A 21,807-nucleotide genomic window follows, 5' to 3' on the forward strand; every position below is an offset into this window, starting at 1 on the left:
ACTAGCAACAGTTCTCCCTCCCATCAGAGGTTGGATGTTCTACTGCTTTCTTAAAATTAAGCACTAAATGCTAAGGATAAAAACAGCTCGTATAAAATTATTACCACACATGAAGGGGGAGACTGATTAGGTAAAGGCCCTTGATATTCTGAATTAGGAATCAGGCAAGAAGGGCGGGCAGAAATGTAAGGGGTATAACAAAAGAGGCTGCCTCTGGTAAGAAGCAGCCTCTTTTTAATTCAAAATAGTGTGCGCACGGGGAGAGTCGAACTCCCACGCCCGAAGGCACAGGCTTCTGAGACCTGCACGTCTACCAGTTCCGCCACGTGCGCGCTGGTCACTAAGTTAAATAAAGTCCCAAAACCCTTTAACCCTTTGTTCATTGGGATTGCAAAGGTAACACCGAATTTCTAATCTACAATATTACTCTATAAAAATATTTAATTAGGCGGGAGTCTCCTCCTCTACCACAGGAGCAACTTCTTTTTTAGTCACCCTTTCTATTCGGCGAAGCGTACCAATGCCGATCACTACCCACAGAAAGCCGGCAGCAAACCCTGCTACTACATCTGTAGCGTAATGCACCCGCAGGTATATGCGGCTAAAACCGATCAGAAATACAAAGATTACTAACAGGGCAATAAGCATGTTCCGAAGCGTTTTGTCCTTTACATTGTGCCACACCAGGTAAATCAGCAACCCATAAAAGGAAGCAGCTACCATGGAATGCCCACTTGGGAAACTCAGCCCTGACGACTCTACCAATTGGTTTCCTGGTCGTTCCCTATCAAAAAAGAACTTGAGCACAAGGTTTAGACTTATACTTCCCAGTGCCACCACCGGCACCTTCAAAGAGTACCAACGGTGCTTCCTGATAAACAGAAAGTATGCTACAAGAAGTAACGCGGCTGGTGTCAGAAACTGTCGTGAGGCAAAAAAGGTGACTATTTTAATAAATTGACTCAGGGCCGGGTTTGAAATATCCTTTGCAAACCCGAAAGCAGCCTCATCAAACTTAATGTTACCACCCTCCATTACTTCACTACTGATATAAAGGAAGGCTACAATACATACAAGGAAAAGCCCCCACACAATGAGCAACTCCACTGTAAACAGAGCAGAGGCTGCAACTAATCTCCTATAAAAACGTCTGACCATACTTTTTTCACACTCTGGTTAAGCTCTTTTAATTCTGAGCAAATACTTCGTCCTATTCGTATGAGTTTATATAAAAGAAACGAAGATTACATACCTTAAAACTATGAAAAGCAGTATCAGGTTGTTTGTGGCAGCAACTTTACCAGAGAACTTAAAGGAAAAACTACAGGAACAACTGCAGCGTTTCCACCATCCAAACCTCCGGATGATTCCTGCACAGAACCTACACCTCACACTCTACTTCATCGGGAACGTGCCGCACGAAAAGTTAGCTGAAATAAAGCAGGTGCTGCAGGAAACAGCCAAGCGCCACCAGTCTTTCACACTCTACCACGAGCAGACTGAAGCTGGACCGAACAAGAAGAAGCCACGCCTCATCTGGGCACGATTCTCCGCCCATACTGCCTTTGAAGAACTTACCCAGGACCTAACACAACAGCTTTCCACTGACTCTTCATCTCCCAAAAAACCTATACCTCACATTACACTGGCCCGCTTCCGGAAAGATAAACCAGCGCCCAAAGATCTTCCGGCAGTTCAGTTTGACCATCCTGTTATACTTACTGTGGACACTATTTCGCTCTGGCACTCTGAACTTGCCTCACCGCATCCGGTTTACTCCGTACTGGAAACTTATCCTTTAGGTTAAAAACCCACCTTATCCAAAACAAGTAAGATAAACACTCTATTTATGTACTTGAAAGTTGTATAATGAATCAAACGGAACTAACAAAGCTGGTAATGGCCATGAAAGATAAGGAGCTTACCCTTGCTTTTGCTGAAAGCATTACGGGTGGCATGCTTGCATCAGAACTTGTTAAAGCAAAAGGAACCAGCGATGTATTGAAAGGAAGTGTTGTTGTGTACCAGCCAGAAGTAAAGCAAAAGCTACTGAATGTGAAGCCAGAAACTCTTGAACTATATACTGCTGAATCGCAGCAGGTGACAAACGAGATGGTGATGGGCCTAAAGAAGTTGATTGGTGCTGATATAAGTATTGCTACTACAGGACTGGCCGGGGAAGGCGGCTCTGAGACACCTGAGAAGCCGGTAGGCTCCGTTTTTGTTTCTTTTTTATATGATGGCAAAGCTGAAGAATTTCGGGAAGTATTTAAAGGCAACTCTGAGAGCATTCGAAAACAGTTGGTAGAGTATGTCTTTCAAAAGCTTCAAGGAGTTTTAGAAGAACATTATGACCGCTAATTTTATACCTTAGCCCTTCACAAACACATGCTACGTGTCAAAAAGATTACAAGACAGCGGCTTTGACCAGGCAGCACCTTTTTATGACCAGCTGTCCAGGCTTGTTTATGGCAGCTCCTTACAACGGGCGCAAAAAGCGCTTCTTCCTTTTTTGCCTCAACAAGGGCGTGTACTGGTAATCGGTGGCGGCAGTGGATGGTTGTTAGAGCAAATTCTCAGAACAGGGAAACAGTTAGACATCCTATATTTAGATGCCTCCCAGGCTATGCTTAAGCGGGCCAAGAAGAAATTCAGAAAGTATAGTTACGGTCATTACTGGCATGTTGAATTCCGGCTCGGCACTGAGCAGCAGCTAGAACCACAGGAGCAGTTTGATATAATATTCACACCCTTTTTGCTGGATCTCTTCCCTCCAAAGCGCCTGCAAAACCTTATGGACAAACTAGATGCAGCCCTGGCACCGGAAGGGCTCTGGCTCTTTGCTGACTTCTGGCCTGTGCAATCCCCTCCGCCAATCTGGCAACGAATCCTGATCCGGGGAATGTATGTTTTCTTTGGTATTATCAGTGGCGTAGAAGCAAAGGATTTACCTGCTTATGCGACTCATTTTGAAAGCCTCGGATTAAGAGAAATATACAGCAGCAGCTTTTTCAGCGATATGGTACAGGCAAAGGTATTTGCTCACCAACTCCAGAATCGATATATTTAAATTCATCAGTATAGAATCACCTAATGAAAAATAACTTTTTAAAGTTGTTGTGCCTGACTATAATGTTATGTGCTTTCCCTGCCCTGGCACAGCAGCAAGTCCGGTACGATCTCTCATTTCCAAATGCAGCACATCATGAGGCTGAGGTTAAAGTAACTTTCCATGATATCAAGTCCGACACCTTAAAGGTACTCATGCCCCGTACTTCTCCGGGACGTTATGCCATACATGAGTTTGCAAAGAACGTGTATAATGTCAGAGCCACTGATGCAAAAGGTAAACCCCTTCAGATTTTTCGCCCGAATACAAGCGAGTGGGATATATTGGGGCACCAAGGTACTGTAAACCTTAGTTATACCTTATTTGCCGACCATCCGGATGGCACTTATGCAGGTGTTGACGAAACACACGCGCACCTGAACATGCCTGCAACGTTGATGTATGCCAAAGGCTTTGAGCAGTCGCCGGCTTACGTTACGTTCAATGTTCCGGAAGGCAAGAACTGGAAAATAGCAACACAGCTTAAGCAGGAACAGGGAAACACCTATTATGCCCCAAATTTCCAGTACCTGATGGATAGCCCTACTGAGCTGAGTGACTTTGATATGGCCGAGTGGACAGTAAATGAAAACGGAAAGAAGAAAACAATACAGGTGACACTCCACCACGTAGGTACTGATGCTCAATTTCAGGAGTACGTAGACAAAACAAAGAAAATTGTAGCGGAGCAAAAGGCTGTTTTTAGTGAGTTGCCTGACTATGACTTTGGACGTTACACGTTTATCGGGTGCTATATGCCACAGGCCGTGGGCGATGGAATGGAGCACCGAAACTCTACCATCCTTACAAGCTCCCGCCCTTTAGCCTCCGCCATGAATGCGCTGCTAAATACAGTATCCCATGAATTTTTCCATGCCTGGAATGTCGAGCGTATACGTCCTGAAAGCTTAGAACCCTTCAACTTTCAGGAAGCTAACATGTCCGACGCGCTTTGGTTGGCAGAAGGCTTCACAAGTTATTACGGCGACTTGACTATGGCCAGAACAGGTATCTTTGACTTGAAGAAATATGCCTCAGATCTGGCAGGAGACCTCAACTATGTCCTGCTTTCTCCGGGCAGAGAATATCATAGCCTTCGGGAGATGAGCATGCAGGCACCTTTTGTTGATGCTGCCCGCTCTGTAGACCCTGTTAACCGCCATAATACCTTCATTTCTTACTATACCTATGGCAGCATGACGGGTCTTGCACTAGACATGATCCTGCGCCAGCAGTACAATAAAACGCTGGACGACTATATGCAGGCCCTGTGGCGCAAGTACGGGAAGCCTGAAAGGCCGTATGCTTTACCTGATCTGGAAGAAACACTGGCGGAAGTATCCGGCGATAAAGCATTCGCCAGGCAGTTTTTTCAGAACAGCATTTACGGAAGCCAGTTACCAGACTTCACTCCGCTCTTAGCTAAGGCGGGGTTGGCGTTGCGGAAGACCAAACCCGGCGAGGCAACAATGGGTATGGTGGCCTTGAACTATGGCAAGGACGGCGCAACTATCACGAATGGCACTTATATCAATTCCCCAGCCTACAAAGCAGGCTTAGACCGCACTGACATAATCCTGACAATGGATGGCCGCAAAATCAAAAAAGAGAAAGACCTGCAGAAAGTACTGAGTAAACATAAACCCGGAGACAGCATTCCGGTTACCTTTAACCGGCTCGGCCAGACGCGTAGCACCACGCTGGTTCTGGAAGAGGTGCCTACGCTGGAGGTAGTACCTTATGAAACCATAGATAAAGAAGTAACACCAGAGATACAGGCATATCGCCAGGCATGGCTGGGCTCTAAGGCTAAATAAAGGGAGTATAACAAAGTATAGCCACAAGCGTTGTGTTGTTAATGAAATTATCCTTTTTGCTTTTGAACCACAGGTGCCTTATCTTAGTATAAAGATTTATACTTCAGCATTTTCACGTGAAAAATATACTCAGAACCGTACTAGTTGTCAGCCTGCTTTGGGCGGGGCAAGCCGTAGCGCAGGAAAGTAAAGCCAGTTTAGACGCAAAACCTGTTCCTGCCAATACTGTTGCGCCAACAGCTGAATCAACAGAAGCAGATGTAAAGCCTGCCTGGTCTGGCCCACGACTCAGCTATGGCTTATCTATGGGTGCCAGCTTTAGCAACGGTTTTGGTAACGCCACCTATGTTGAACCTTCAGTGCGGTACCAGGTAAGCAGTCGTTTTAGAGTAAATGCCAGCATGACTTATATTAATGCAATGCCATACAACACAAGCATGCTTAACCCGGAAGGCGTTACCATGATGTATCGCAACAATGGCGGCAGTCAATATATCGGAAGTGTAGGTGTGGATTACCTTGCAAGTGACAGACTGATATTAAGCGGCAACATCTGGAGAGATTTTTCGAACCTGCCAGCTAACAGTATGAACTATGGTCTTTACAGTCCGGGCCGAATGGGTGCCGATTTCAGAGCGACATATAAGATCACTGAAAACTTATCTGTTACAGGTGGCATCCGCTATACGGACGGAGCCTCTCCATTTTACAGCCCCTTTTATTCCCCGGGCTTTGGAAACACCAACCGGATAGGCATTGGTTATTAAGGCTTTATAAAATTTCAGCAGGGAGCGCTTTTCCATAATAGGGGAAGCGCTCTTTTTGCTTTTTAACCTTAACCAGTAAAAAACTGTTAAACTATCAGAACCAGCTTACAAAAAACATTGCAGAAGAATAACAAACATATCCGTCATATAAAAAACGAGCGCCTCAAAACTATAAAAAGGGACTACCGGGGCAACAAAGTCGTGAACGGACGTTTCGCCAATGGGGATGAAGTATATGCTCCGGGCTTTGGCAAAGTGCTTAAGTGGCAGTTATCTGCAAACCCACAGCGAGAAGAGAAGAAAAAAGACACCTATGCTCCGAAAGTGATGCATGGCTGTGATTTTATTAAATCCGATAAGGATATGGTCGTGTGGCTCGGGCATGCCAGCTTTTTTATCAGGCTGAAAGGCATCGCTTTTCTGTTAGACCCTGTGCTGTACAACCTGCCAATGCTGAAGCGCAGGACAGAATTGCCTTGTAAGCCGGACCAGTTGCGCCAAATAGACTTCATGCTGCTGTCTCATGCCCACCGTGATCACATGGATAAACAGTCGATTAAAACTGTGTGTAGAAATAACCCGCAGCTTAAGGCGCTTATTCCTTTACGCGCTGGGGAGATATTGCGCAGTATTAATCCCAGCCTCCCCTACCAGGAAGCAGGCTGGTACCAAAAATTTGACTTAGTACCAGATGCAGTGGAGGTGTATTACCTGCCGGCATCACACTGGCACAGGCGTGGCGTGATGGACATGAACAAAGTGCTCTGGGGTAGCTTTCTACTTAAAACTCCTGAGATCAGCATCTACTTTGCAGGAGACTCAGCGATTGATTCTCATTTTGAGGAAATAGAAAATCTATTTGGTCCGGTTGATTTGTGTATTATGCCTGTGGGAGCTTACAAACCTTCTTTCCTGATGAGCAAGAGCCACATGAATCCGCATGAGGCAGTAAAAGCTTTTAACCAGCTGCGCGGCGGCACTTTTATACCCATGCACTATGGCACTTTCGACCTCTCTGATGAGCCACCCGGAGAACCTGTGCGCCTGCTACAACAGATCGCAGCTGCCGGTTTGCTACAAGGTCTAAAAATGCCAGCTATCGGAGAACCAATACTCCTCCAGGACCTGATATAGCTTTGAGAGGTATAGAAGGGGATTTTGTTGCTATCTTTGCATATCAATTTACAACCTAGCGTTCAAGATCACCACCGATAATGTCCCCAGCCCTTGTTTTAGGCTTGATTGCAGCCTATTTTCTTATTCTTATTTTCATATCATACCTAACCAGTAAGAACACCGATTCTGATACCTTTTTTCTGGCTAACCGCCAGTCGCCGTGGTATGTGGTGGCATTTGGAATGATCGGCACAACCTTATCGGGAGTCACCTTTGTTTCGATACCGGGCATGGTGCAGAAAGCGCAGTTTTCTTACCTCCAGATGGTGCTAGGATATGTATTGGGTTACTTTGTAGTCGCTACAGTACTGATGCCGCTCTATTACCGCCTCAACCTTGTATCAATTTATACTTACCTGGAGCAGCGCTTTGGTTACTGGTCCTATAAAACCGGTGCCGCCTTTTTCCTGCTTTCCCGCACACTTGGAGCTGCTATACGGCTTTTCCTGGTGGCTGGGGTACTACAGCTGGCTGTTTTTGATGAACTGGGCATTCCCTTCTCTGTGTCTGTCTTCATTACCATTGCTCTGATCTGGGTCTATACCTTCAGGGGTGGCATGAAAACCATCATCTGGACAGATACTTTTCAGACCACAGCAATGTTGTTGGCAGTGGGCACCAGTATATGGCTGATTTCAGAAGAGCTGAATTTCAGTTTTCAGGAGATGGTACAAACTATTCAGGTAAGTGAGTATTCACAGGTTTTTGAATGGGATGTAAAGGAAAACGACTATTTTTTAAAGCAGTTTTTATCCGGCGCGTTCATTACCATAGTGATGACAGGCTTGGACCAGGACATGATGCAAAAGAACCTGAGTTGCCGGAACATTGGAGAAGCGCAGAAGAATATGTTCTGGTTTAGCGTAATTCTGGTAATCGTAAACATCCTTTTCCTGTCTCTTGGGGCTCTTCTTTATATTTATGCAAGTTCAAAAGGTATTTCTTTACCTACAGAAGGTGGAAAAATTGTGGGTGATGATGTATTTCCCTTCCTGGCGCTAAACCATTTCTCCTATTTCTCGGGAATTGTGTTCCTGCTGGGCATCATTGCCATTACCTACGCCTCTGCTGATTCCGCACTTACAGCACTAACTACTTCCTTTTGTGTGGACTTTCTAAACTTCAGGGATAAAACTGAGCATGCCCGGGTACGCACCCGTTATGTAGTGCATCTCGGCTTTTCGTTGTTAATGGTACTGGTTATACTTATTTTTAATATACTGAACAGCGATAATGTAATTACTGCTGTTTTTATAGTGGCAGGTTATACCTATGGGCCACTCCTGGGGCTCTACAGCTTTGGCCTTTATACCAAACGAGCCGTACGTGACCGATTCGTGCCTGCAGTGTGCATAATTGCGCCTCTGCTCACTTATGTGATAAGTTATAACTCCAAAGAGTGGTTCTGGGGCTATGAGTTTGGCTTCGAAGTTCTCCTGTTGAATGGATTCCTTACTTTCACCGGTTTAATGGGACTCTCCACAGGAAAAATGGATGATCTGGAGCTGGCACAGGAGAAGGCATAAGTATAGCGTAAACACTGCTTATATTGTTAGGCATTATCCTTACCTTTGTAAGATTTTAAAGGGCTGTGGCATCTTTACAGTACTTCTGCTGTTATACACGCAACACCCTCTGACTGTAAAAAGCACAACAAGCAGTCGTTCAAGTATAAAAGCATAGTTTTTCATTAATGGCAAAACGCGGATTCGGGCTAAACGGAGAGCAGGATAAAGAAGGGAGAAAGAAGATAACGAAAGAAAGCTTTCGCCGGGGCCTCCGGATATTTGGCTACGTTCTACCCTACAAATTAAAATTTATTGTTGGTTTAGTCTTCCTGGTACTGTCAAGTCTTACATTTATGGCTTTCCCGTACTTAGTGGGTAAGCTCTTCGACTCCTCTACCGGCAATGCCAGCGGCCTTATGGAAGATATAAACATGATCGCCATCGGGTTGTTTGTTGTCATTCTCTTACAAGGAATTTTCTCTTTTTTCAGGGTGTTTTTCTTTGCCCAAGTCAGTGAGAACGCCGTAGCCGACATTCGCCGGGATCTTTACAGTAAGTTCGTACAGTTGCCAATTTCTTTTTATGAGAAAAGGCGGGTGGGTGAGATTACAAGCCGAATTACTACTGATGTAGCACAGGTACAGGATGCCATGTCCATTACCCTGGCAGAGCTTTTCCGCCAGACCACTACGCTGATTGTGGGTGTTGCCATCATCATGTGGACCTCCATTAAGCTTTCCCTTTTTATGCTGGCTACCTTTCCGGTACTGGTGGCACTAGCGCTGGTTTTCGGACGCAGAATAAAAGCCTTATCTAAAAAGACCCAGGACGAACTGGCAAATACCAACATCATAGTAGAGGAAACGCTTCAGGCAATAAACACAGTAAAGGCATTTACTAACGAAATGTTCGAGGTGGCTCGCTATAGAACTACTTTGGGTAAGGCCGTTAAAACCGCTCTTTCAGCCGCTTACTACAGGGGCGCTTTCATCACCTTTATTATCATCGGCTTGTTTGGAGGTATTATACTGGTGATCTGGTATGGCGCTACATTAGTAGCGAACGGAGACATTGAACCAGGAAGTCTTATCTCTTTTGTACTTTATACTGTATTCATTGGTGCCTCTGTTGGTGGCCTGGGTGAACTGTATGGTAAGGTACAGTCAGCGTTGGGAGCTACAGAGCGAATTTTAGAAATCCTACAGGAGCAGGAAGAGCCTACAGACAAGGGAATAAGACCCCTTGATCAAACACCAAAAGTAAACGGAGACATTGTTTACAACCAGGTTGCCTTCTCCTACCCTACCCGACCTGATATACAGGTGCTCCGCGATATTAACTTCAGCGTAAAAGCAGGTGAGAAAATAGCTTTGGTAGGCCCGAGCGGTGCCGGTAAATCTACTATTATCCAACTGCTGATGCGCTTTTACGATGTATCTGGAGGAAGTATTGCCGTGGATGGTAAAGATATCCGAGAAATGGACATGACTACCCTGCGCGCCAATGTTGGTGTAGTACCGCAGGAAGTACTGTTGTTTGGAGGCACCATACGGGAGAACATTGCTTATGGACGTCCGGGCGCTACAGACTCTGAAATTATAGAGGCTGCCCGTAAAGCTAATGCCTATGACTTCATCATGACTTTTCCGGAAGGACTGGATACATTGGTGGGTGAGCGCGGCATAAAGCTGTCTGGAGGCCAGCGGCAACGCGTTGCTATTGCCCGCGCTATACTTAAAAATCCTGTAATCCTGATCTTAGATGAAGCTACCAGCGCCCTCGACTCTGAATCGGAACAACTGGTGCAGCAGGCAATGGATGAGCTGATGAAAGGCCGTACGACTGTCGTTATTGCACACAGACTTGCCACCATCCGTAAGGTAGATAAGATTTTAGTGATAGACGGAGGCGAGATTGTTGAAGAAGGGTCTCATGATATGCTGTCTCTGAACCCAGAGGGTATCTATGCAAACCTTTTAAAGCTACAGTTTGAACTAAGTTAACTCAAAGGAGCTACTTAAATTAATAAAATGAGAGGCCTGCTGAAACTGGATCAGCAGGCCTCTCATTTTATATTGGGTTTACTACCCAGTCCTTTTCTCAAAGCCTTTGTGGATACTTTCCTATCTCAGGCTTTTGGGTGAACGTCTGTACTTATTGTCCTGCTGCTATCTTACCTATAAAATAATAGGACCTGCCATGATACAAACACAGCTTAGACATGAGACAACCTCAGAAGCAAAACTCCGTTTCATCTGGAGTTAAGCGAAAGCAGAAACACCTGTTTGGTGCACTTTAAGCAAACTAAATATCTCTGGGGTGGCATTCATGCCTTAATTCGTGTTACATGTAAGGCAAGATCTCAAGTCTGTCGAAATTAAACCTTTTGATCAACTTTGTGTTAGCTAGTTCTCATGATAATTAGTAATATTACCTTCTATAAAACCAACCAAACATTAAAATTATGAAGAAATCAATACTTGGCTTCGCTCTATCTGCGGCCTTATTATTTGGAGCAGGAGCAGTACAGGCTCAAGGAATTAAAATGCCAGCTCCAAGTCCGCAACAAAAAGTTGAGCAGGCAGTAGGTCTTTCTACCGTTACAGTAGATTACTATCGTCCATCTATGAAGGGGCGTACAGTTTTTGGTGATCTTGTGCCTTATGGCAAGATCTGGAGAACTGGTGCGAATGCATCAACAAAGATTAAATTTTCTGAGGATGTAACTATTGAAGGAAATAAAATTCCTGCAGGAGAATATGCAATGTATACTATTCCTGGAAAAGACGAGTGGACAGTAATTATCCACAAGAACACAAAGCACTGGGGTGATGGTGGCAAAGAGTACAAACAAGAGGAAGACCAGGCCAGGTTTACTGTTAAGTCACAGAAGAACCCTCGTAAGGTAGAGTCATTCACCATCAATTTTACAAACCTCAAGGCTGATGCTACTGACGTGGAAATCCTTTGGGATGACGTGATCGTGCCGTTTACAGTTAAAACAGACGTAGACAGCAAGGTAATGAGCCAGATTGATCAGCAGGTTATAAAGAATCAAAACGCTACTCCAGGTCTTTATGCTGCAGCGGCTAACTACTATTATGAAACAAACCGCGACCTGAAGCAGGCGCACGAGTGGATGAAAAAGGCCAATGAAATTGACCCTAAATTCTGGAATGTGCACGCACAAGCTAAGATTGAGGCAAAAATGAAAGATTATAAGCAGGCCATCAAGACAGCAGAAAAATCAATGGAATTGGCAAAAGCTGCCAATAACGATGATTATGTAGCCTTGAACGAGAAGGTAATTGCAGAATGGAAAAAGATGAAATAAAGCTACCTTTGCTTTTACCGTATAAAGGAGCCTCCGGAGTTATACTTCGGAGGCTTTTTTGCAATCATTAAATTCAAAAACCTATTGGAAGAGAAAATGCATTCGGAAGAGCACCTGGGCCCTGCCCGGGAATACTGGTGGAATGAAGATTACCTGGAGTTACTTGCCAAGCGCCTCTATATCGATTATTGCCAGACCCTGGTTGATATTGGCTGCGGGAAAGGAATGATGGGATTCAAGTTCTCGAGGTATATGCCGGATGGCGCAAAAGTATATGGAGTAGATTACGAGCCAGGTTATATAGCCGAAGCCCGCCAGCGTGCTCAGAGTGAGTTCGGGCGCAATAACATCAATTATGAGTTTAAAGTGGGAAATGCCGACAACATTCCCTTGCCCGATAACATTTCCGACATCACACTTTGCCAGACCCTACTTATCCATGTGAAAAATCCGCAGCAGGTAATTGAAGAGATGATCAGGGTAACAAAGCCCGGTGGTTGGGTTCTGGCCTTGGAACCCAATAACCTGGTACCAAACCTAATGTTTGACCGTTACGGCGAAACCGACTTTAATGTAGAGGGCATGCTGGACGTTCTGGAAATAAAACTACGGATTGAAAAAGGAAAGAAGGTGCTGGGGGAGGGCTTCAATTCATTGGGCGATGTTATCCCTGACCTGTTCCTAAAAGCTGGCTTAAAAGACATCAAAGTGTGGATTTCTGATAAAGCCTTATCCATTATCCCACCTTACGATACTCAGGAAAAAATGCTAAGAGTTGAACAGATGATGCAGTGGATTGAGACTGAGGCCATGGGTTACGATTACCAGGATAACCTGAATTACTACATGGCCGGTGGTGGCACCAAAGATAAATTTGATGCCTACTGGCAGAAGCTGCTTTATAATAAAATCACCATGAAACAAAAGCTGCAGAACGAAGAATATGTATCGGCTGGTGGCAGCCTAGTATATATCGTAGCAGCACAAAAGCCGAGGTAGGAATTCCTACCTCGTTACCAGCTCTTTCTTCTTTTTCCCTATCAGCCCTTCTAGGATAAATCCGAAGAGAATTACACAAACACAGCCAATCACATTAAACCAAAGGAAGGCTATTTCAGTGTAAAAATGGCAATATAGCACCACCAGTTCTGCCAGTATAGCCGCAAAGAACACGGCATTCCCTTTGATGCGCTTAAAGTAAAAAGCTACCAGGAAGATACCTAATATGGTTCCGTAAAAAATGGACCCGATGATGTTAACTGCCTGTATAAGGTTATCAAGCAGGGAGGCATAGGTCGCAAAAATGATGGCAATCACGCCCCAGGCTACAGTAAAAAGCTTTGATGCGTTGAGGTAGTGCGTAGGGTCTCCCTTCTGGTTTACGGACCGTTTGTAAATATCCACCACCGTAGTGGAGGCAAGTGCATTTAATTCTGATGCCGTAGATGACATAGCCGCTGAAAAAATTACAGCCAAAAGTAAGCCTACCAAACCTACAGGCAAGTACTTCATCACGAATGAAATGAAGACATAGTCCGTATCCCTTGTCTCCGCCTCTGGTACAGCTTGCTTGATTAGCCCCTTTACCTCTTCTCTTACTCCTTTTTCGGCGGCAGTTAATGCTGTTACACTACCTTCTGCTATTGAGATAGCTGCTTCATTTTCAGTCTTCAGTGCTGCAACCAAGCCCTGCACTGCTTCCTGTTTCTGCTCAAATAATGAGCTGTACTCCGTTTCCAGCTCACGAAGTTCAGGTTCATAGGCAGTACCGTATACCTTATTTTTGGCAGCTTCATTAAAGAACACCGGCGGTTGGTTAAACTGGTAAAAAACAAATACCATCACTCCTATAAACAGAATGAGAAACTGCATCGGAATCTTTAACAGACCATTGAAAATCAGACCTAATCTACTCTCCCCTATTGACTTTCCTCCAAGGTAACGAGCCACCTGACTCTGATCGGTTCCAAAATAGGAAAGAGCCAGGAACAGACCTCCTGTTAAGCCAGACCAGAAATTATAGCGATCGTCCCAGTCAAAAGAAAAGTCCACCACATTCATCTTGCCCATCTTTCCGGCTACAGCCACGGCATCGCCCAGGCCTACGTTAGCCGGCAGGTAACTTACCACCATTATTCCGGCGATGATCATACCTCCCATCATTACAGCCATCTGCTGTTTCTGCGTCACGCTTACAGCTCTGGTACCACCTGACATAGTATAAACAATCACCAGTATTCCGATGATCAGGTTAGTAACAGTAAGACTCCAGCCTAACATAGTGGACAGGATGATGGCAGGCGCATAAATAGTTATTCCGGCCGCCAGACCACGCTGCACCAGGAAAAGTAGTGCTGCCAGAGACCGGGTTTTCAGATCGAAACGGTTCTCCAGAAATTCATAGGCAGTGAACACATTAAGCCTGTAAAAGATGGGTATAACCGTAATGGAGATAATTACCATTGCGATTGGGAGACCGAAGTAGAACTGCACAAAGCGCATACCATCTTCGTAGGCCTGACCAGGGGTAGAAAGAAAAGTAATGGCACTGGCCTGGGTCGCCATGATAGACAGACCAATGGTCCACCACTTCATACTGTTGTCTCCCTTCAGGTAGCCTTCAATGTCTTTGCTACCGCGTGTTTTCCAGACTCCGTAAATCACGATAAAGCCCAGCGTGCCCAGTAGCACGATCCAATCTAATGGCCTCATTCGTAAATCTTTGTTAGGATATAAAACAGGGTGATAAGAAAAGCTAAGTTGCCCAGCACAAGCCAGTACATACCTGACCAGCTCTTAAAGAAAGGAGGCTTGGTGATTGGTGGCTCTGTATCTACAGGGTGAGTATCTTTCATAGTAGTTTATCGGAAAAAGGGATTACCTGCCCTTTGCGGGAGAAGGGTTCTTGTTTATCTTATTTAATTGAATTTTGTGCTTCACTGGCCGAGCCCGTATCATTCTTTCCCAGGGATATCATGTTCGCGAATAAGCGGTAAGCTCCGGGAACACCCGCTGGCAACTCTCTGAACCAAGAATAACCAGTGTAGATGTAATTTCCTTTACCATACTTTGCAACCAGCAAACCACCGTCACGGGCGGGCTCTCCAGGATCGTTTGAAGAGAGTATAGCCTCATACTCCCTACTCCACTCATTCGGGAAATATAAACCTCGCTCCTGCACCCATCCCTCAAAATCCTTCTTTGTAATCTTGTTTGGTGTGTTCAGTATAGGATGGTCTGGTTTAAGCAGGCGTACTTCAGCACCCTCTACAGTTACCCTGTCGCGGGAAAGCTTGAGCGGGTAAGGCCCAACGTTTTGCAAAACCAAGCTGTGATTGGTGTTGTACTGCACAATCAGATTGCCGCCGCTCTTCACATATTCCATAAGCGTTGGCTGGTAGTGCTTCAGCCTGTCTACAGTATTGTACGCACGAACCCCAAGGATTATGGCATCAAACTGTTGCAGGTACTTAAGACGCATGTCCTCATCTTTCAGCATCGTAACGTCATACCCTATCTGCTGTAAGCTTGTTGGCACATCATCACCCGCTCCCATTACATACCCAATCTTCTGACCACTCTTTTTCAGATCCAGCTTTACAACTTTCGCTTTGGCATCAGGAAAAGTAACCTGGGAAGGTATGTGACTATAGTTGATCTCATTCAGCCCATGCGTATAAGTCTTCCCTTCTACTGTAGCTATGGCCTGTACTTCAGTCTCCTGCTGGCCTTTTGGGGGATAAACGGTAAAAATTATATTCTGCTCCGCACCTTTGTTTTTAAGGTTGAAAGGTACCGAAGCCGGCTCGGCACGCCAACCTTTCGGAAGCTGTAGCTGCACCTTGCCGGTTATATCTGCTTTTCCGGCCTTTACCAAAACCTGTACCTGCTTTGGCTCCTGATCCGCGAACATGTACACATTTTCTTTGATGTTAACAAACACAGGCGGTGTTACCACAAAAGGACGGTAGACCTCCCCTTCCACAGGGTCTGTTCGCTTGTATACTACCGGTACTGTTACCTGTAGTGGCTCTCCTGCCACATCTAAATTGAAAGTAACCCGGGCGGCAGGTGCATTCTCCGGCATGCCTACCTCCTGTTGATCTTCAACTGCAAACATTCCCAGTGTTCCTGCCTTCTTTAGCCAGTAAGGTTGAGAGGCAGTTAGGCCCGCAGGGAGTGTTATCATCTGACCATACTTAAATGGCTCATTATTTTGCAGCTGCTTGTTAATAGTTGTATCCTTTGATGCGAAACCATAGCTTATACTTATCACTGAAACAGGCACTGAAGAACGATTGATTGCCTCCACCTGCAGGTTCACCGGCTCTCCTGGAGCCGCAGCATAGTCAGAAGCTACCACCTCCAGGTACAGTCCCATAACGTTTTGCATCACGTCCTGCAGCTCTTCCATCTTCACGCGCTTCCAATAGCTGTCAGGCAGCTTATGCAGTTCTTTTTTTGCTGCAATCAAAGTTGGTACAACAGCAGCGGGCTTAGTTGGATCATAAGAATCGATGGCCTGTTGAAACAGCTTCTCTACTTTCTCTCCACCTTTTACACGACTCCAGGAAGTATTTATACCCTCAAACAAATCCTTAGCCGCCTTATCACCTTTTGTATGCTGCAGATACTCCAGCGATGTGCCCCTGGAGCCAGAGGCACCAAAACCCTGGCTCTTATGCATGCTGCGGCTCTCTGCGGCAATTTCGCCATAGGACTTTCCTAACAGGGGGTTATACACCCCTACATCCACCTTCAAGAGCTGGTCTACATATTTATCAAACTCTGTCTGGCTCCCAAACGACCATACACCCGTATTCCACAACAGTCGCTTTGGCTGCCATACCTCCACATACTTAAGTTGCTCCGGAAAGCGTTTTGGATCTGCTGCTGCACTGAATGCTTCTTCAGCCAGAATAGCCGAGGCAGCATGCTGTCCGTGTCCGGCACGCTCATCGGGTGGAAAGCGGGTGATCATTACATCTGGCCTGAACTTACGGATGGTCCAGACCATATCTGCTAAAACCTGCTCTTTATCCCAAATATTAAAGGTTTCTTCTGAGTCTTTTGAGTAGCCGAAATCGTTGGCTCTTGTAAAAAACTGCCTGCCTCCATCTGTCCTTCGTGCTTGGAGCAGCTCCTGCGTACGAATTATACCAAGCCCTTCACGAATTTCCGGACCAACCAGGTTTTGTCCTCCATCTCCGCGGGTAACTGAAAGATAGCCGGTATTATACAGCTTTTCATTTGCCATATATGCAATCAGCCTTGTGTTTTCATCATCAGGGTGCGCAGCAACATACAACACCGACCCCAGCACATTTAGCCTCTTCAGATCCTGTAATTTTTTTGCTGCGGATGGTTTAGCAGGTGCCTGAGCCTTTATGGTAGGTAAAGACGCGAACAGCAAGCATGCTATCAGGGAAAGCGTAAAGGTTAATCTTTTTTTCATAGTGTAAGTCTCTCTAAAGCTTTTATTGGCAGTTTCTCTGGCAGCCTTATGTAAAGCTAGAAAATTTAAAGAATCATTTAAACACCTACTCCTAATACCTATGACAGAAAGCTATATTTCGGTGACGAACGACAATTTATACTTCTGAGATAACAGAATAAGCACTAACTATTGTTCAGCAAAAAGGTGTAGCACAACTGGCTGCTGGCAAAACAAAGGTAATAGCAGCTGTTACTTTCACTTAATAATTATTATAATAATAGGATATATATTTAAGCATTCATATACTTGTGGCTACCAAAACTTATTGCACCATTATTTTCACTATTTGTTGGCTTTCGCTGTACAAAACAGTTTAAAACAGGAGCTCTTATATAGTTTACATTGATGCAATAGCTCATTACAACCAGACGTAATTTTTTCTTCTTCAGAAATGTCATCAATAGCTGTGTATGCCTACCTCAAGAGAAAGTAAAATAGAAGACTTTGCATATGACTACCTGCAGCAATATTATACCCTGCAGCAAGGCGCTAAAAATGTTTTAGTGAGCAAATCAGAAAAATCAAAAAACGAAGCAGAGGTAGATGGATTATTTGCTTTTAAAGACAGAGACAACTCTTTGTTTTTAGCTACTCTCTATTTTAGAAATACACAAAGTATAGCCAAACTGCTCACCAACTACAAGAAGAAAGGTTTGAGCAGAACACGTTATATCACTCCCTTCATACTTTTAGCAGTAAGTATGCTTTTTACCCGTCAGAGTGAAAATTTGGTGTACGCTTGGGTATTGCCTTTTGTAGTGGCCATAGCGGGTTACTTTTTGCACTCCATTCTGGAAAAGAACTTTTTAAAAAGAAAGTTAAAGACACTTGTTAACAGCCTTGATAAACAACACGCCAATGAAAAATGGCTGGGAATTTCTATTAGCAGCCTTTATTTCAGGAATAACAGCTTAGCTAGCTACTTTTTAAAATATTGCCAGCGCAAAGGTATCGGGCTTGTTACTGTTGGTAAGCGTTCTAAAGTAGTACGCATGTTAGAACCTCGTACGTCTGTTTGCCGACGTGGCGATTACCTGTCTTACTACATTAATGAGGAAAGCATCCGTAAGGCTCTGGCGAATGAAACAATTTTGCGTGTAGCATAGGCCTTTCATTTTTAACTATTAAAGAGCCCTTGTTGCCATGTTTGTGCAACAAGGGCTCTTTGACTTTAGTACACTACTATAGCACCCACAACAAAACACGAAACAAAATGACTCTCATTCTTATCATCATCTTAGTAATAGTTATAATAATTGGTGTGATCTGGTTTAATTCGAAAACCCCAAAACATTAAGGATGAACAACTATTTTGAAAAGCATTCTTTGATAAGGCTGCTTTATACAAACTGCTTTGCGTTTGTGGCGCTGATTCTGATTTCAGGCTGTAGGGGTGATGAACCAAAGCGGATACCTGATACCATGCCCGACGTGTACGGAGCTATCACAGAAGTAGTAGCCGATACGGACGATAGAGCAAAGGCAGTGGTAATGGTACGTGCTATAGAGGGAGTTGAGGCAAAGTTTCCTGAGGCCAGCATAACTATAGACGATGAGACTTTAATTGAAGATTCCCGCGGTGAAGAACTTACGCTAGCGCAATTGCGTGAAGGGCAGGAAATTCAAGCCTGGTTTGAAGGAGACATAATGGAATCCATGCCTGTACAAGGCTATGTAAAGGCTGTACGCATAAAAGCCCCATAAAATGGCTGAGCAGGAACAGGAGTACATTTGGCATAAGATATTCGATTCCGAAGAAGAGGCCATAGCGCAGGTACCAGTCAGGAAGTTACACAGGTTTGAACTTGGTGGTCGTGCCGTTTGCTTTGCACATACATCACTTGGCTTCTTTGCTATCGATGATGCCTGTCCGCATCTCGGCTATTCACTCAGCCGTGGCACTACCAATTACCTGAACGAGGTAGTCTGCCCCTGGCACAGCTACAGATATAATTTATCAAATGCCCGCGAGTGCGATTACCGCACTCATAACGCTAACCTTCATCCTGTTGAAATACGTAATGACGGGATATTTATTGGCTTAAAAAGCCTCACTCCCTCCTCTTAAATTTCAGCACCTTTCAGTTCCCATAATTATCTCAGTGACGTATAAGACCTGAAGCTGCTTATACAATAGTTTTTCCAATGGAGGTATACTACAATGAATATGAAGATCTGGTAGCAGTATGGCCAAATCCCGTACTACTGTCACACCCAGACGGTGTTGTTTATCTGATGTTTACAAACAGAACCGAATTCACCGAAGCAAAGTGGTTTGGCCACATTACGGCTGATAATGTGATAACTGGAGCAAAGGTATTCCTGGAGCTGTTAAAGAAGCGCCACAATTCAAAATTTCTGAACGACAAAACAGAAGCAAGTGGAGACTGGGAGGAAGCAAATGACTGGCTGGAGTATGAATGGCTACCTCAAATAAAAGAAGCAGGACTTCGCTGCTTTGCCCATGTTTACTCGAACAACATGTTCAGCAGACTTTCATCCAGAGACCTCTATCTCCGGATGGTACCCAACGTTGAAATGGAGAACTTTTTAAATCGTAAGGAAGCAGAAAAATGGCTCCATTCCTGTTCCATTAATCAGACAGAAAAAAACAAATAAATCTACTTCTTTGGTACTGGCCTAAGTTAAAGCATATTTTCATTCTTAATCACCTCATTTTTGGTCAATACTTTTGTACAGGATTTGTATAGAATACACCATAAAAAGGTCATACACCCACTCCTGCAAACAAAAAAAAATTGGCTGCGTTATCCTCACTTATTAAAGCCTTCGGTTATCTGCGCCCATTCGTAAGTAATTTCTTAAGGTATAATTAACCTTCAGGGCTTAAGCAGAATTCCTCTGGAAGATGGTTGCTTCCAGAGAATTACCATTACTTTAACCCAAACTTCAATGACTATGAGCCTTTCCTTTCGAAACCTTTTTTTTGTTAAAAAAAACATGTTTCCTGAAGAGAAGCAAACTGCTCATGAAGAACATCATAAAAAAATAAGCTGGGTATTTTACTGCACGTTGGTATTCGGATTCTGGCTTATTGCTAATCCACCTACCTTTGGCTACAAGGTACCGGCAATGATCTGGAGTGATATCCTGACAGGTGTTGCCCTGATCGTACTTAGTTATTTTGCACTAAAGCCTTACCGTTTGTGGGCTCAATGGGGTATAGTTTTACTTGGTGTGTGGCTTTTTATAGCACCCATGATTTTCTGGGCCAAGGAAGGCGCAGGATTTCTGAATGACTACTTAATTGGCACCTTAGTAATCTCCTTTGGTATCATCATCCCAAAACAGCCTGGGATTAAGCTCTTTGCGCAACCAGGACCTAACGTACCGCCTGGGTGGAGCTATAATCCTTCAGCCTGGAGCCAACGTATACCTGTAATTTTTTTAGCTTGGCTGGGTTTCTTTGTAGCGCGTTATATGGGCGCATTTCAGATGGACTACATTCATACTATCTGGGATCCCTTCTTCGGAGAGGGCACCAGGAAAGTGTTAGAATCAAAAGTGTCAAAATCTTTTCCTGTATCAGATGCCACCCTAGGTGCTTTCTCCTACATACTTGATGTGTTGTTCGGATATGCAGGAGGTACACACCGCTGGCGTACCATGCCCTGGGTAGTTATAATCTTTGGTATCTTGATTATTCCACTAGGAGTTGTAAGCATCACTCTTGTAATTTTACAACCTGTATCAGTAGGAGCCTGGTGTACATTGTGCCTTACCAGCGCCATGATTTCCCTGATAATGATTCCTTTCACTATTGACGAAGTGGTCGCAACCTTACAAATGATGAAGTATGAAAAGAAAGTGAGAAAAAGGTCTTACTGGAACTCTTTCCTATTCGGAGGCACAATGGAAGGTGGTAGAACTGAAGAGGCTAAAAACCCTGAAACATTACTTGGCTACACTTTCAAAGAAGTTTCCAAAGATATTTTACTCAGGCCTTGGAACCTTGCTTTAATAATGGCTGTGGGTATCTGGGTAATGTTAGCCCCTGCTATCCTAGGATATACAGGATCAATTGCTGACAGTAATCATGTAGCAGGTGCACTCATAATAACATTTGCTGTTATTGCTATGTCTGAGGTAGCGCGCCCTGTACGCTTCATACACATTCTGTTTGGCTTATGGTTGATTGCCGCACCCTGGGTAATGGGCAATAACAACAATGATGCTGCCATGTGGAACGGGATAGCCTCTGGAATCGCCTTAATAGCCTTGTCTTTCCCTAAAGGGAAAATAGAAGATGAACGAGGGAGCTTTGACAAACTGATCTTCTAGTATAGAAGATCTGGATTACATAGTTCAGAAGGCATAAACGTGCTTCTGACGGTAATACGTAGGAGTTCGCAAAGTGCGGTTGCTGTTATTTCACAGCAACCGCTACAGGTGCGTACACTGTAATCTCTACTGTATCAAGCATCACGTCCATTACTGGCTCTTCTACATATACAGTCTTTGAAATACCCTTTTCTGGTGCATTTACACTTAGGGCTTGCTGGCTTACAACTCCGAAACCAAACAGGGAGGCGAATAATAACACAACTATTTTCATGGTTTTATTTTTTATGAGATTTA

General features: G+C 44.4%; 20 protein-coding genes and 1 tRNA gene. 15 read left to right on the forward strand and 6 right to left on the reverse strand.

Going from position 1 to position 21,807, the window contains the following annotated elements; translation table 11 throughout:
- Positions 1-250: 250 nt before the first annotated feature.
- Both ACFSRY_RS10970 and ACFSRY_RS10975 read right to left on the reverse strand, forming a co-directional pair.
- Positions 251-332 (reverse strand) — tRNA-Leu (locus ACFSRY_RS10970).
- 112 nt (positions 333-444) lie between these two features.
- Complete coding sequence (locus ACFSRY_RS10975; RefSeq protein ID WP_377506898.1) at positions 445-1,158, reverse strand: phosphatase PAP2 family protein; 714 nt, start codon at positions 1,156-1,158, stop codon at positions 445-447.
- 103 nt (positions 1,159-1,261) lie between these two features.
- Here ACFSRY_RS10975 and thpR point away from each other — a divergent pair, with 103 nt between their 5' ends.
- The 10 genes from thpR to ACFSRY_RS11025 all read left to right on the forward strand — a co-directional run bounded on the left by thpR (position 1,262) and on the right by ACFSRY_RS11025 (position 12,710).
- On the forward strand, positions 1,262-1,807 hold the full coding sequence (gene thpR, locus ACFSRY_RS10980) for an RNA 2',3'-cyclic phosphodiesterase (RefSeq protein WP_377506901.1): 546 nt from the start codon (positions 1,262-1,264) through the stop codon (positions 1,805-1,807).
- A gap of 62 nt (positions 1,808-1,869) precedes the next feature.
- Positions 1,870-2,361 carry a CinA family protein gene (locus ACFSRY_RS10985; protein WP_377506904.1) on the forward strand — a complete coding sequence of 164 codons (492 nt, stop codon included), beginning with the start codon at positions 1,870-1,872 and terminating at the stop codon, positions 2,359-2,361.
- Between the two features lie 34 nt (positions 2,362-2,395).
- Positions 2,396-3,070 carry a class I SAM-dependent methyltransferase gene (locus ACFSRY_RS10990; protein ID WP_377506907.1) on the forward strand — a complete coding sequence of 225 codons (675 nt, stop codon included), beginning with the start codon at positions 2,396-2,398 and terminating at the stop codon, positions 3,068-3,070.
- A gap of 23 nt (positions 3,071-3,093) precedes the next feature.
- Positions 3,094-4,926: a M61 family metallopeptidase gene (locus ACFSRY_RS10995; protein ID WP_377506910.1), complete on the forward strand. Its 1,833-nt coding sequence runs from the start codon at positions 3,094-3,096 to the stop codon at positions 4,924-4,926.
- A 116-nt stretch (positions 4,927-5,042) separates the two neighbouring features.
- Complete coding sequence (locus tag ACFSRY_RS11000) at positions 5,043-5,693, forward strand: hypothetical protein (RefSeq protein ID WP_377506913.1); 651 nt, start codon at positions 5,043-5,045, stop codon at positions 5,691-5,693.
- 117 nt (positions 5,694-5,810) lie between these two features.
- Positions 5,811-6,827 (forward strand): MBL fold metallo-hydrolase, encoded by a 1,017-nt coding sequence (locus ACFSRY_RS11005; RefSeq protein ID WP_377506916.1) that lies wholly within the window; start codon positions 5,811-5,813, stop codon positions 6,825-6,827.
- Positions 6,828-6,907: 80 nt separating this feature from the next.
- Positions 6,908-8,395, forward strand: coding sequence for a sodium:solute symporter (locus ACFSRY_RS11010; protein ID WP_377506919.1), 1,488 nt, complete (start codon positions 6,908-6,910; stop codon positions 8,393-8,395).
- A gap of 167 nt (positions 8,396-8,562) precedes the next feature.
- Positions 8,563-10,380, forward strand: a complete 1,818-nt coding sequence (locus tag ACFSRY_RS11015; RefSeq protein ID WP_377506922.1) for an ABC transporter ATP-binding protein — start codon at positions 8,563-8,565, stop codon at positions 10,378-10,380.
- A gap of 461 nt (positions 10,381-10,841) precedes the next feature.
- Positions 10,842-11,711, forward strand: a complete 870-nt coding sequence (locus tag ACFSRY_RS11020; RefSeq protein ID WP_377506925.1) for a DUF2911 domain-containing protein — start codon at positions 10,842-10,844, stop codon at positions 11,709-11,711.
- 84 nt (positions 11,712-11,795) lie between these two features.
- Positions 11,796-12,710: a class I SAM-dependent methyltransferase gene (locus tag ACFSRY_RS11025; RefSeq protein WP_377506928.1), complete on the forward strand. Its 915-nt coding sequence runs from the start codon at positions 11,796-11,798 to the stop codon at positions 12,708-12,710.
- A 6-nt stretch (positions 12,711-12,716) separates the two neighbouring features.
- Here ACFSRY_RS11025 and ACFSRY_RS11030 read toward each other — a convergent pair whose 3' ends face one another.
- Genes ACFSRY_RS11030 through ACFSRY_RS11040 form a run of 3 tightly spaced genes read right to left on the reverse strand, consistent with a single transcriptional unit; the run spans position 12,717 to position 17,166 of the window.
- Positions 12,717-14,423, reverse strand: coding sequence for a sodium:solute symporter (locus ACFSRY_RS11030; protein ID WP_377506931.1), 1,707 nt, complete (start codon positions 14,421-14,423; stop codon positions 12,717-12,719).
- Positions 14,420-14,566: a hypothetical protein gene (locus tag ACFSRY_RS11035; RefSeq protein ID WP_377506934.1), complete on the reverse strand. Its 147-nt coding sequence runs from the start codon at positions 14,564-14,566 to the stop codon at positions 14,420-14,422. Before ACFSRY_RS11035 ends, ACFSRY_RS11030 begins: the two co-directional genes overlap by 4 nt.
- Before the next feature lie 59 nt (positions 14,567-14,625).
- A complete protein-coding gene (locus ACFSRY_RS11040; protein ID WP_377506937.1) occupies positions 14,626-17,166 on the reverse strand; it encodes a PIG-L deacetylase family protein in 2,541 nt (846 codons plus the stop codon).
- Between the two features lie 452 nt (positions 17,167-17,618).
- On the opposite strand from ACFSRY_RS11040, the gene ACFSRY_RS11045 reads away from it, so the two are divergent.
- The 5 genes from ACFSRY_RS11045 (at position 17,619) to ACFSRY_RS11065 (ending at position 21,510) form a co-directional block, all read left to right on the forward strand.
- Positions 17,619-18,314, forward strand: a complete 696-nt coding sequence (locus ACFSRY_RS11045; RefSeq protein ID WP_377506940.1) for a hypothetical protein — start codon at positions 17,619-17,621, stop codon at positions 18,312-18,314.
- A 193-nt stretch (positions 18,315-18,507) separates the two neighbouring features.
- Positions 18,508-18,912, forward strand: a complete 405-nt coding sequence (locus tag ACFSRY_RS11050; RefSeq protein WP_377506943.1) for a DUF3221 domain-containing protein — start codon at positions 18,508-18,510, stop codon at positions 18,910-18,912.
- 1 nt (position 18,913) lies between these two features.
- On the forward strand, positions 18,914-19,276 hold the full coding sequence (locus ACFSRY_RS11055) for a Rieske (2Fe-2S) protein (protein WP_377506946.1): 363 nt from the start codon (positions 18,914-18,916) through the stop codon (positions 19,274-19,276).
- Between the two features lie 77 nt (positions 19,277-19,353).
- Positions 19,354-19,827, forward strand: a complete 474-nt coding sequence (locus tag ACFSRY_RS11060; RefSeq protein WP_377506950.1) for a hypothetical protein — start codon at positions 19,354-19,356, stop codon at positions 19,825-19,827.
- A 342-nt stretch (positions 19,828-20,169) separates the two neighbouring features.
- Positions 20,170-21,510: an SPW repeat domain-containing protein gene (locus ACFSRY_RS11065; RefSeq protein WP_377506953.1), complete on the forward strand. Its 1,341-nt coding sequence runs from the start codon at positions 20,170-20,172 to the stop codon at positions 21,508-21,510.
- An 85-nt stretch (positions 21,511-21,595) separates the two neighbouring features.
- Here the strand turns inward: ACFSRY_RS11065 and ACFSRY_RS11070 are convergent, their stop codons facing one another.
- Positions 21,596-21,784 (reverse strand): hypothetical protein, encoded by a 189-nt coding sequence (locus ACFSRY_RS11070; protein ID WP_377506956.1) that lies wholly within the window; start codon positions 21,782-21,784, stop codon positions 21,596-21,598.
- Positions 21,785-21,807 lie beyond the last annotated feature (23 nt).

The sequence above is a fragment of the Pontibacter locisalis genome, assembly GCF_042684605.1.
Classification (GTDB): domain Bacteria; phylum Bacteroidota; class Bacteroidia; order Cytophagales; family Hymenobacteraceae; genus Pontibacter; species Pontibacter locisalis.